7 protein-coding genes, 1 tRNA gene and 1 pseudogene are annotated in these 12,222 nt (G+C 59.9%); 8 read left to right on the top strand and 1 reads right to left on the bottom strand.

Translation table 11 applies throughout. The features are described from left to right. Positions 1 to 26 precede the first annotated feature (26 nt). The 3 genes from WS57_RS29050 (at position 27) to tilS (ending at position 3,459) form a co-directional block, all read left to right on the top strand. Entirely contained in the window at positions 27 to 905 is an 879-nt protein-coding gene (locus WS57_RS29050) for a DNA-3-methyladenine glycosylase family protein (RefSeq protein ID WP_059481261.1), read from the top strand. A gap of 114 nt (positions 906 to 1,019) precedes the next feature. Then, entirely contained in the window at positions 1,020 to 1,991 is a 972-nt protein-coding gene (locus WS57_RS29045; protein ID WP_009695370.1) for an acetyl-CoA carboxylase carboxyltransferase subunit alpha, read from the top strand. Positions 1,992 to 2,037: 46 nt separating this feature from the next. Beyond that, the gene (tilS, locus tag WS57_RS29040) at positions 2,038 to 3,459 is read left to right on the top strand and encodes a tRNA lysidine(34) synthetase TilS (protein WP_069245500.1); all 1,422 of its coding nucleotides are present in this window, start codon (positions 2,038 to 2,040) and stop codon (positions 3,457 to 3,459) included. Between the two features lie 134 nt (positions 3,460 to 3,593). Here tilS and WS57_RS38400 read toward each other — a convergent pair. Continuing rightward, a pseudogene (locus WS57_RS38400) lies at positions 3,594 to 3,831 on the bottom strand (hypothetical protein); the annotation flags it as partial. On the opposite strand from WS57_RS38400, the gene WS57_RS29035 reads away from it, so the two are divergent. The 5 genes from WS57_RS29035 (at position 3,814) to WS57_RS29010 (ending at position 12,173) form a co-directional block, all read left to right on the top strand. Further along, positions 3,814 to 5,067: an aspartate kinase gene (locus tag WS57_RS29035; RefSeq protein ID WP_009692732.1), complete on the top strand. Its 1,254-nt coding sequence runs from the start codon at positions 3,814 to 3,816 to the stop codon at positions 5,065 to 5,067. The pseudogene WS57_RS38400 and the gene WS57_RS29035 overlap by 18 nt on opposite strands. A 110-nt stretch (positions 5,068 to 5,177) precedes the next feature. Then, positions 5,178 to 5,271 (top strand) — tRNA-Ser (locus WS57_RS29030). A 471-nt stretch (positions 5,272 to 5,742) separates the two neighbouring features. Next, positions 5,743 to 8,478 carry a type VI secretion system Vgr family protein gene (locus tag WS57_RS29025; RefSeq protein ID WP_009692731.1) on the top strand — a complete coding sequence of 912 codons (2,736 nt, stop codon included), beginning with the start codon at positions 5,743 to 5,745 and terminating at the stop codon, positions 8,476 to 8,478. A 34-nt stretch (positions 8,479 to 8,512) separates the two neighbouring features. Beyond that, on the top strand, positions 8,513 to 10,507 hold the full coding sequence (locus WS57_RS36375; protein WP_009692730.1) for a phospholipase D-like domain-containing protein: 1,995 nt from the start codon (positions 8,513 to 8,515) through the stop codon (positions 10,505 to 10,507). Between the two features lie 127 nt (positions 10,508 to 10,634). Next, complete coding sequence (locus WS57_RS29010) at positions 10,635 to 12,173, top strand: tetratricopeptide repeat protein (protein WP_009692729.1); 1,539 nt, start codon at positions 10,635 to 10,637, stop codon at positions 12,171 to 12,173. Positions 12,174 to 12,222: the final 49 nt, after the last annotated feature.

Genomic DNA, 12,222 nt, shown 5'->3' with positions numbered 1-12,222 from the left:
GACCGATCCGTCGGGTAGGAGGCAAGATGGCAACGGCCAGAAAAGCGCCGGTCAGGCGTGCGACTCCGGTCGCCGCGCGTCCGGCAGCCAAGCGCGCGCCGGCGGCGAAGGCGGACGCGACGCGCGCCGTGCCGAACGGCGCACTCAACGGTCACGCGCAGCCGGCAGCGAAGCCCGCGCGCGCGAAGGGCGCCGATGCGGCGCAGCCGGAGCCCGCGATGCCGGCCGCCGACGCGACCCGCAAGACGCGCGCATCCGATGCGGCGATCGACGGCGCGGATGTCGGCGTACGTCCCGCATATTGGGACAAGGCCTGCGCCGATCTCGTCAAGCGCGACCGCATCCTGAAGAAGCTGATCCCGAAGTTCGGGCCCGCGCATCTCGTCAAGCGCGGCGACCCGTTCGTCACGCTCGCGCGCTCGGTCGTCGGCCAGCAGATCTCGGTGCCGTCCGCGCAGTCGCTGTGGGCGCGCATCGAGGCCGCGTGCCCGAAGCTCGCGCCGCAGCCGGTGATCCGGCTCGGCGCGGACAAACTGATCGCGTGCGGCTTGTCGAAGCGCAAGACGGAATACATTCTCGATCTGGCGCAGCACTTCGTGTCGGGTGCGCTGCACGTCGACAAATGGACGTCGATGGACGACGAGGACGTGATCGCGGAACTCACGCAGATCCGCGGCATCAGTCGCTGGACGGCCGAGATGTTCCTGATCTTCAACCTGTCGCGGCCGGACGTGCTGCCGCTCGACGATCCGGGCCTGATCCGCGCGATCAGCGTCAATTACTTCAGCGGAGAACCCGTCACGCGCAGCGAGGCGCGGGAAGTCGCAGCCAACTGGGAACCGTGGCGCACCGTCGCGACCTGGTACATGTGGCGCAGTCTCGATGCGCCCGACGCCGACGCCTGAACGGCGCCGGAGTGGCGGCTATCGGGTTTTAAACATCAATAGTTGAGAGCCGGTCTTGCGCGTCGTGCGCGCGGGTAGAATACGCGCTGCCGCAAGACCCAAGGATTCGAACACATGAAGACCACGTTTCTGGATTTCGAACAGCCGATCGCCGAACTCGAGGCCAAGATCGAAGAACTGCGATTCGTGCAGGACGACTCGGCTGTCGATATTTCGGAAGAAATCGATCGGTTGTCGAAGAAAAGCCAGCAACTGACGAAAGACCTGTACGCGAACCTGACGCCGTGGCAGGTTTCGCAGATTGCGCGGCATCCGCAGCGTCCGTACACGCTCGATTACGTTGCGGAACTGTTTACCGATTTTCACGAACTGCACGGCGACCGCGCGTTTGCGGACGACCTGTCGATCGTCGGCGGCCTCGCGCGCTTCGGCGGCCATCCGTGCATGGTGATCGGCCACCAGAAGGGCCGCGACACGAAGGAGCGCGCCGCGCGCAATTTCGGGATGCCGCGTCCGGAAGGCTATCGCAAGGCCGAGCGCCTGATGCGTCTGGCCGAGAAGTTCGGGCTGCCGATCTTCACGTTCGTCGACACGCCGGGCGCATACCCGGGCATCGGCGCAGAAGAGCGCGGCCAGTCGGAAGCGATCGGCCGCAACCTGTACGTGATGGCCGAACTGAAGACGCCGATCATCACGACCGTGATCGGCGAGGGCGGTTCGGGCGGCGCGCTCGCGATCGCGGTGGCCGACACCGTGATGATGCTGCAGTTCTCGACCTATTCGGTGATCTCGCCGGAAGGCTGCGCCTCGATTCTGTGGAAGAGCGCGGCGAAGGCGCCCGAGGCTGCGGAAGCGCTGGGCCTGACCGCGCATCGACTGAAGGCGCTGGGCCTGATCGACAAGATCGTCAACGAGCCGCTCGGCGGCGCGCATCGCGACCCGAAGGGCATGGCCGCGCTGCTGCGTCGTGCGCTGGCCGATTCGCTGCGCCAGTTCCAGGGCATGAGCATCGATGCGCTGCGCGAGCGCCGCTTCGAGCGCCTGATGGCCTACGGCAAGTTCAAGGAAACCACGCCGGGCGCATGACCGGCTCGCTCCTCGCACCGTGCGCCGTCGTGCGCACGTCCGCTCCGTGATTCCCCCGACCGAATTCTCCGCCGACCGCGTCGTCCTCGATGCGGTCGGCGCTGCGCTTTCCGGCGTCCCGTCCGATGCGCGCATCGCGATCGCGTACAGCGGCGGCCTCGACTCGACGGTGTTGCTCGACGCGGCCGTGCGCGTCGCGGGCGCGTCGCGCTGTGTCGCGCTGCACGTGCATCACGGCCTGAGCGCGAACGCCGATGCGTGGGTCGCGCATGCCGAAGCGACCGCCGCGCGGCTCGGCGTTGCGTTCGACGCGATGCGGGTCGAGGTGCCGCGCGACAGCGGCCTCGGCATCGAGGCGAGCGCGCGCGAGCGCCGTTATGCGGCGCTCGACGCGATGTGCGAGCGCCACGGCGCAGCCGTGCTGTGGATCGCCCAGCATGCGGACGACCAGGCGGAAACGGTGCTGCTGCAGCTGCTGCGCGGCGCGGGAATCGCGGGGCTGGCCGCGATGGCGCCGCGCTATCGTCCCGACGGCGCGTGCGTCGAGCGCGTGCGGCCGTTGCTGAGATTGTTGCGCGCACAACTGGAACGCTACGCGGTCGCACGCGAACTCGCGTGGATCGACGACGAATCGAACGGCGATACGCGTTATGCACGCAATGCGCTGCGCATCGACGTGTTGCCCGCGCTGGCCGTGCACTTTCCGGGCTTTCGCGATGCGCTTGGCCGCGCGGCCCGGCATGCGGCCGCCGCGCAGCGGCTGCTCGACGATCTCGCCGAACTGGATTTCGCCGGCGTTGCGCGCGACGACGGCCGCGCGCTGTCGCGTGATGCGCTGATGGCGTTCGACGACGAGCGCGGCGCGAACCTGCTGCGCTACTGGATGCGCACGCTCGGCCTGCCGGGCGCCTCGGCCGCGCGACTCGCCAGCATGATGCGCCAGTTGCGCGACGCGCACGATGCGCATGCGCTGCGCGTCGATCATGCGGGGCAGTGCCTGCGGCTCTACCGCGACATGGTCTACTGGGAGGCGGGCGACAGCGCGGACCCGGCCGACGACGGCACCGGCACGCCGCACGCGGCAGCGTCGCTCGCATGGACGGGGCAGGAAGTCTGGCATCTGCCGGCGTGGCGCGGCACGTTCGTGTTTGCGCCGGCCGCCCCGGGCAGCGACGATGCGCTGCCCGAGACGCTGCTGCGCGGCGCGACGCTGGTGGTCCGTGCCCGCGCGGGCGGCGAGCGGATGCGCACGTCGCCGGGCGGCCCGGGCCGGACGCTGAAGAACCTGTTCCAGGAGCGCGGCGTGCCGGCGTGGCAGCGCGACGTGCCGCTGCTGTTCGCGGGCGAGCACCTGATCTACGTGCCGAGGCTCGGCGTGAACCGCGACGGCGGGTTGTTCGATGGCCGGCCGGCGGCCGACGACGGCTGGCGGCGGATCGAATGGCGGCCCGACCTGCTGATCGCGTGACGCAGCCCGAGCTCGACGCAGGCGTCTGGCGCAGCGATGGCGCGCCGGTTTTCACCATTTGGTAAACAGCGCCGGAACACCTGCCGGCGCGGCGAGCGGCTTGTCAAGCGGGCGTCTATCGGGTACGCTCGGTCGTTTGCTCGGCTCGATTTTTGAGCGATTTGTGCAGGTTTTCCGCGTGACGTACCCGGTTTGCGCGGCCTGATCGGCCTTCCGGGCAAAATCCGTCACGCTTGCGTGTTGCGTCCCAGCCGTTCCTCTCGTCGTCCGTCCACAGCCACAAGCCGCGTGACCGAACGGCAACGCGGTCTGCCCAGCGCGCCCGTGCGGTCTCTCCTCCAGTTCAGAACGACAATGGCACTCATCGTACACAAATACGGCGGCACTTCGATGGGCTCGGTCGAGCGCATCAAGAACGTCGCGAAACGCGTCGCAAAATGGCATCAGGCCGGGCACCAGATGGTGGTCGTGCCGTCCGCGATGTCCGGCGAAACCAACCGTCTGCTCGGTCTTGCGAAAGAGATTTCGAGCCAGCCGAGCCCGCGCGAGCTCGACATGATCGCGTCGACGGGCGAGCAGGTCAGCGTCGGCCTGCTGTCGATCGCGCTGCAGGAAATCGGCGTCGAAGCGGTGAGCTACGCCGGCTGGCAAGTGCCGATCAAGACCGACAGCGCGTTCACGAAAGCGCGCATCCACTCGATCGACGACGAGCGCGTGAAGGCCGATCTGAACGCCGGCAAGGTCGTGATCATCACGGGCTTCCAGGGCGTCGATCCGGACGGTCACATCACGACGCTGGGCCGCGGCGGCTCGGACACGTCGGCGGTGGCGGTCGCGGCTGCGCTGGGTGCCGAAGAGTGCCTGATCTACACGGACGTCGACGGCGTGTACACGACCGATCCGCGCGTGGTCGAAGAGGCGCGCCGCCTCGACCGCGTGACGTTCGAGGAAATGCTGGAAATGGCGAGCCTCGGCTCGAAGGTCCTGCAGATCCGCTCGGTCGAATTCGCCGGCAAATACCAGGTGAAGACGCGTGTGCTGTCGAGCCTGACCGATCCGCTGATTGCGCTCGACGAAGAAATGCGCTCGGGCACCCTGATTACTTTTGAAGAAGACGAGACCATGGAAAAGGCAGTCATTTCCGGCATCGCGTTCCAGCGCGACGAAGCCCGCATTGCGGTGATGGGCGTGCCCGACAAGCCGGGCATCGCGTATCAGATTCTCGGGCCGGTCGCCGACTCGAACATCGACGTCGACATGATCATCCAGAACCAGAGCGTGCAGGGCAAGACGGACTTCACGTTCACGGTTGGCCGCGGCGACTATCAGAAGGCGATGGACATCCTCACGAATCAGGTGAAGGGCCATGTGAACGCCGAGACCGTGCAGGGCGACCCGAAGGTGTCGAAGGTGTCGGTGGTCGGCGTCGGCATGCGCTCGCACGTGGGCGTGGCGAGCAAGATGTTCCGCACGCTGTCGGAAGAGGGCATCAACATCCAGATGATCTCGACGTCCGAAATCAAGATTTCGGTGCTGATCGACGAGAAGTACATGGAGCTGGCCGTCCGCGCGCTGCACAAGGCATTCGAACTCGACCAGGCATCGTGAATCTTTCGTGATGCATCGAAGAAAATGCATCACGGAAATTGACGAACGGTTCGAAACCCTATATTATCTCGTTCTCGTCGCACTGCCTCCCTGGTGCGAGCGAAAGTTTGGGAGACGTGGCCGAGAGGTCGAAGGCACTCCCCTGCTAAGGGAGCATCTGGGCCAAAACCTGGATCGAGGGTTCGAATCCCTCCGTCTCCGCCAAAAGCGGTGACAAAGCCCCACAAGTTTTCGGACTTGTGGGGCTTTTTCTTTTTGGGCCCGATTGATAGCCATCGCCGAGAGACGGCTTGAGCGCATCCGGCTCGGCACTCCTTGTCGGCTTGGCGGTGGCGCGCAATGATCTGCCGTTCTGTGTGCTTTGAGGTGGTCGCAACGAACGACCATTTTGGGATGGAGCGACGTGGCGCAACCGGTTGCACTTCGCCGGAATAGCTGATGACCCGTCGCTCTCAGAGAGGCGGTGGGAGAGGGGCGTTAAAAGCCCCTTTCATGCTGAAAATATGCTTGAGGTCGATCGTCAACATGTGTCAGACGCGCAGAACGCAACGGCGACACGAAGGTGGATGTTCAGCATTTTTAGCAATTGCCAAGCTCAATAGGCGGTAGAATCTGTCACCTTGGCGTGTCAATTCGATGACGGTGGCCGAGTAAAAATAATAAAAGGGACTTAACATGAATGCGCAGGACATTGTGAGAGCGATTCAAGGTGGCTTGATTCAGAGTGAGAGGCTGATCAAGCTCGATACACCGCTCGGTCCGGACGTGCTGTTGCCGCAACGTGTCGCGGGATGCTCACGCATTGGGCGGCATTTTGAGTTCATACTCGATGTCCAGTCGACTAGCAGTAGTATCAAATTAAAGCAGTTAATTGGTCAGCCCGTCACCCTGTGGCTCCAGCAACCCAATAAATCCTATCTTCCGCGACACGGTTATGTTTATTCGGTCAGGCGGCTGGGGTCGGAAGGCGGATTGACTAGTTACCAGATTCGCTTTGCGTCGTGGATGTATTTCCTAAAATTCCGCCGCGACCAGCGAATCTGGCAGGACAAGCCAGTTGATGAAATCCTGACGGACGTTTTCAATGCGCACTCCCAGGCGAAAGGTCAATTCAGATTCGTCGTCTCGCAACCGCTCGAACCGCGGTCGTATTGCACGCAGTATGAAGACGATTGGACGTTTGTTCATCGGCTCATGGAAGCGGAAGGACTGTTCGGTATCTGGAAGCAGGGCGAGGATGGCAGGTCGCATACGCTGACGATTACTGACCGCTTGGACGCATGTGAGCCACTTGACCCGCAGAACGTGGCGTTCTCGCGAGACGGCATCAATAGTGAGACCGACGCTTTACTGCACTGGTCAGGAATGCGAAACCTGCATAGTGCCGTGCTGACAACGCGGACGTTTGATTACAAGAGCCCATCGTCACTCGGCAACCCGAAAGGCACCCATGTGCCAACGCTGTCGCATGAGTTGCCGGAGGAACTCGAAGTCTACGAATATACCGGCCCGTATACGTATTTTAAGGACGATCGTGGCGAGTACCTGACCAAAATTCGCATGGAAGAATGGGAGTCGCGCGCCAAACGATTTTATGGCATGGGCGGTTTGCGTGGAGTCGATGCTGGCCGCTGGTTCGAGTTGACCGGACACCCTGAGCACGACCGGGATCCCGCTGGTAGACGCGAGTTCGTTGTCATTGAAGCCACTTGGCTGATTGAAAACAATCTTCCGGGGTCAAGCCATCATGCGAATTTACCCGGCAGCCTGCGAAATAAACTAGTCGAAGCAGCGGCTAGCCGTGAAGAGATCGGTGCGGCCAGCATCGCTCATCCGGACGGCTCCACGGGTTTTTACTTCGTGGAAATCGAAACGCAACGCAGGTCTGTTCCATTCCGCAGTCCGTTCGAACATCGCAAGCCAATCATGCAGATGCAGACGGTAACCGTGGTCGGCCCACCAGGCCAGGAAATCTACACCGATGAGTTAGGTCGCGTGAAGGTTCAGTTCCACTGGGACCGGATCGGTCAACGCAATGAGCAGAGTTCGTGCTGGGTGCGTGTGGCGCAGCCATGGGCGAGCGGTGGCTTCGGTGGCATCCAGTTGCCTAGAATCGGAGATGAGGCGGTCGTATCGTTTCTCGATGGCGACCCGGACAGGCCAATCATTACTGCGCGCGTCGGGAACGGTACGAATCGACCGCAGTGGAACCTGCCAGACCAGCACCCACTATCGGGCTTCGTCAGCAAGGAAATCGGCGGTATACAGAACAACGTCTGGCTGAAGGATGACACACAGGGGCAGGTGCAGACGCAGATACGCAGTGACCACCTCGAATCTGGTTTGCATGCGGGCTATATCACGCGCGTGAGCGAACCGGCTGGTCGCGGTGAAAAGCGTGGCGAAGGGGTGGAATTGCGTACCGATGGGAATGCAGCCGTGCGCGGCGCGCGTGGGCTGCTACTGACCACCCACCCGCGCCCTGGTGCGACCGGAGATGCGTTCAGTGTCGACGAGGTGAACCTCCAGTTGGCAGGCGCCCAGGACACTGCAGCGAGCCTCGCGCAGTCCGCGCAATCCGCTGGTGCGCAGGACGGCGAGCAGAAAGCCGTTGCCGGTACTCTGAAAGCGCAGGCGAAAGGTATCCAGGGCGGCGGTACTTTGAAACAGTTCGAGCAGCCGCATCTGGTGTTGGCGAGTCCCGCAGGGATTGCTGCTAGCACACCGGAATTGATTCACCTGAGCAGCGGCAAGACCACCTCATTGACGAGCGGTGAGCACGTATCGATCAGCACGGGCGGTGGCTTCTTCGCAAGTGCGCGACGAGCGCTGCGCTTGTTCGTCACGGAAGCGGGCATGCGTCTCGTTGCGGCGGCAGGCGACATCGATGTGAAGGCGTTAAAAGACAGTATCAACCTGCTGGCGAAAATGAACGTCACGGTAACGGCTAACAAAATAACTATCAGCGCCCAGCAGGAGGTTGAGATTAACGGCGGCGGCAGTTATACCCGATGGACGGCAGGACAGGTCAAGAGCGGGACGTCGGGTAGCTTTGAGGTCCACGCGGCGAACCATACGTTCGTCGGACCGGACAGCGTTAGCACGCCGAGCATTTCTGCGTTGCCACCGGAGAAGGGGCAACTGCACTTCGCGTTAGGGGCGCTCCCCAGCGAGGCCCATCAGTACGTGAACGAACCATATGATCTGTACAAAGGCGGTGCAAAAATCGGCCAAGGTGTAACGGACGAATTCGGGCGTGTCGTAGTAAAGGATCATGAGCCTGGTACATCCGCCTATCAGGTCAAGCTTTCCAATGGCGGGCAGTTTGATCTAAAGGTCAAGGACGCCCTTCAAGCCGATCCCGATCACCACGACCAGCGAACTAACCGGGGCGAACGGCTGAACGGATAGCCGCAACTGACCTACTAATAATGAGGATCTGAACGTGGTCGACTGTATCCTGAAATCTCAAAATCCCGCCACGGTCGCGATTGACGAGCAGTCGCGAACGGCGAAGTCATCGGCACAATGGTTGCTGGAAAACCGCACGGACATTGCGCCGATTACCTACGAAAACCACCTTGAATTCTTTGTTTGTGGCGAAGAGGGATTCGCGAACATCGCGAATGACCTCAAACTCGCAAAAGGGTCCGTCAATCTGTGCTGTTGGGGCTTCGACCCTGGCATGGAACTCGTCCGAGATAAAAGTAAAACGACGTGGCCCCGCGGTCAGACTTACGGTGAACTGCTTGAGGAGGTCGCGAATAAGGGTGTCACTGTCCGATTGATGGTTTGGTACCAAGAAACCGCTTCGGCTAAACAGAACAACGTTCCCGGCTATTCCGACACGGGGCACAATCCCTTTACAAATCCGGCAGCCTTTATCGTCGGTACATCGAAATCTCCTTACGATGGAAAGGAGCGCCAGAAATACTGCATCGAGTGGTGGAAGACCCATCGACCCAAGGGCAATTGCAGCGGGAAAAACAAAAACTTGCTGGTGACATTCCGCTCTGTCGATTCAGCGGATGCTGTGGACGCGCTAGCCGACGAGAAGGTCAAGCCAGAAACGGGCATATTGCCGACCAATGAACGTCCTTTGATGACGAGCTATCCGACCCATCATCAGAAGCCGATCGTGATCGACTACGACTACGAGGACGGCTATAAAGCGGTTGGCTATGTTATGGGCCTGAACTCGGTGACTGACTATTGGGACACGACGGAGCATGTTATCGATGATTCCCGGCGGGAATTCCTGGCGAGCAAAACACTGGAAGCAGAGCAGGCTCATGAGCAAGCAACGCTGGATCAAGTCCCAACGAAGGGGTATCAGCATGGCCGTCCTTATCAGGATTATGCGTGCCGTCTGTTCGGCCCAGCATTAAAGCGGGTCTACGAAAACTTTGCACGGGATTGGAATTACTATGCTCCCGATTCTCACGGAATGACGGAGCTTGTAGGGATACCCAGTAAAATTCAGAAGGTCCCTGAAAATCCCAATCATGCCGTACAGATTGTCCGCACGCATCCCCGGGATAAGGATAAAACGATAAAAGAACTCTATCTCCATGCGAGTTCCTGGGCGCGCAACTATATTTACATGGAGAATCAGTATTTCTTCTATCCGACCTTTGCTCAACAGCTGAAAGCGACACGACAAGCCCATAGGGCGGCGTGGACGGAAAAGGCTGGAGGGCCGAGTAGCGAGATGGGAATCCTGTATATGTTCATCGTCATTCCGCATCCTGAGGATGACGGTATGATTCCTCGCACCTACGACATGCTCACCGAATTTGGTGCGAGCGATCCGACTGCAAACAACCCGGCGATGTCCAATCAAGGGGTCTATGATAAAGAAAATCACCGATCCCAGGATTATCCTGACGCAAGGACTGTATCGTACAAAGTGGATACCGGGGAAGGGCCCGTCTTTTTGCAGAAAAAAGTGCTCGATCACCCTAGCGTGCAGGAACTCGCATCCACATATGGAATCAAGGTTAGCGTTGCCCGACTACGTACCAGCGGACCCATTCCGGGGCACGGAATGGCCTACCGTGAAATCTACATCCATTCGAAATTGATGATCATCGACGATGTATTTATTACGGTTGGAAGTGCAAACATGAATCAGCGCAGCATGACAGTGGATAGCGAGATCAATATTGGTGCGACTGGCTTAGAGTACGCAGCTCCGCTTCGGGAGAGAATATTCAAGCTTCACTCGGGTGGCGATATTCCCGGTAGCGGCGATTATAAAGAGATCCCGTCGACGTTCAAACGGTGGGTGGCTCGCATGGACAACAATCGCGATGTTTGGAAATCAGGTAACGCAGCTCTCAAAGGTTTTCTTTTGCCTTTCGAAGATCATCGCGCTACTGGCACTATGCATGCCTCCGTGACGGTGCCGTCGTCTTCAGATACATCTGCCATTGCTTAAGATGATTCGATCTAAAACGAAACTCATTGGTCCCGTTCTGCGATTTCTGATCGTCAGTGTATGTGTATTGACTGCTGACTCGCAGGCTAGCCCTTTTACCGATGTGACCAGCAAGCTGAGTATATCCATGTCCGATCTCCCGCGTTACGAGAAGCTGCCGTTGTTTAGTCCGCACCGCAAGACCTTCACTTGTGTGTATCAGAACCAACACGTTCCACCCATCGACCCCCAGGCTGAGTTGTGGTTCCAGGAGGCGTTGGCACTTGATGATCCGAATATTGACTACGACAAGCGTAATTACCAGAAAATCTATCAACTATACACGCAGGCCGCCGAACGTAATCACTGGAAGGCTATGCTCAATATCGCTTCATTAATATTAAGTAACCGCCCTGGAGTCCCTGATCACGATCCCGAAACCGCTATCCGTTGGGTTGAAAAGGCGATGAAGCTGGGTGTGCCAGACGCCTACGACACGATGGGGATCTATCATCAAAATGGACTGATTAAAGGCGGTGATGCCACCAGCGCCTATGCGTTTTTTCAGCGCGCGGCGGATATGGGCAGTCCCTCAGCGCAAACATTTATCGGAACAAAGACAGATGCTGCCTATGATGATCCCGGTGGTGAATTCTGGGGCAATCTGCCTGTTGCGACACAGATGCTAGAGTGCGCCCTTGCTCAAGGGGACGGGAATGCAGCGAAAGAGTTAGGGCACGTTTACGCGAGGCCGAAGACTGCTGAAGCGAAGCTTCGCGCGCTTAACGTTCTCCATCTAGGTGTCAAGCTGGGTTCCGCTGAGTGTGCAAATAAGCTGTTTACAGAATTTGATGGGATGGATCTTACCGAGGGCACGAATCTTGTTGGCCATATCGACAAAGCGCGCGCTGAGCGTTACAGCAAGCTCGGAGATGCGCTTGAGTTCTATCAAGGACGCCTGAAGCTACCCAATCTTGACAAGGTACTTCCATTGCCGCCAGCTCCGCTGCCGAAATGGGACGGTAAAGTACAAACGTTGATCGACGGCGCAAAGGCAGTGACGCCTGCCCCCAAAACGCAGAAGAGCGCGGCATCGCAGGGGCGCGAGTTCATACCGCACGGATATGCCGTGCCAGCGCTGGAGCAAAGCACGCTAGTCGTCATGGGAAGCGAGCCGGTGCCGCGCGACGGCTATTGGATTGCGCTATACGGGCCGTCCTCGGTCCCCAAGGCTGACCTCATTCCCGCACGCCGGAACATGCCAGAACGCTATCAGGTCGGTGAGCATTTTGAGGCGTCGCCCTTTGGCTGGCTAGCGGCAGAGCAGGTACAGTGGCATTACCTCGGTGAAGCCTATGCTCTTCCTCCGCAACGGCATGATTTCCTGAAGCACATGATCGATGCCGGGCTGCTGCGTGAAATTCCTGAACCCGCTTCACTGGTCCAATGTAACGGTCAACAACGTTGCCCGCAAAGCGGAATATGGGAAAGTCGCGTGGACACTGAGCACCCGATGGCGAGGATATATAACCAGTGGGACCGTCAGGCGTTCGTTGAAAAAGGACAGATGTTTCCGCCTGCGGGTGATCGGTTCATCGATGTCGCGATGAAGGATGTGCAATGGACGTACCTAGGCAGTCCGAACGCCGAAACTGGTATGCCCGGCATCTTGAAGATCCATCTATAAAGGAGTCGGTTTGCTGGATTGTCGCGCGCGGGCGTGAGGCTAGCCTCAA

Origin of the sequence: Burkholderia pseudomultivorans, from assembly GCF_001718415.1 — a bacterium.
Taxonomy (GTDB): domain Bacteria; phylum Pseudomonadota; class Gammaproteobacteria; order Burkholderiales; family Burkholderiaceae; genus Burkholderia; species Burkholderia pseudomultivorans_A.
The sequence above is the reverse complement of the archived record's forward strand: the minus strand, read 5'-3'. Positions and strand labels throughout refer to the sequence as shown.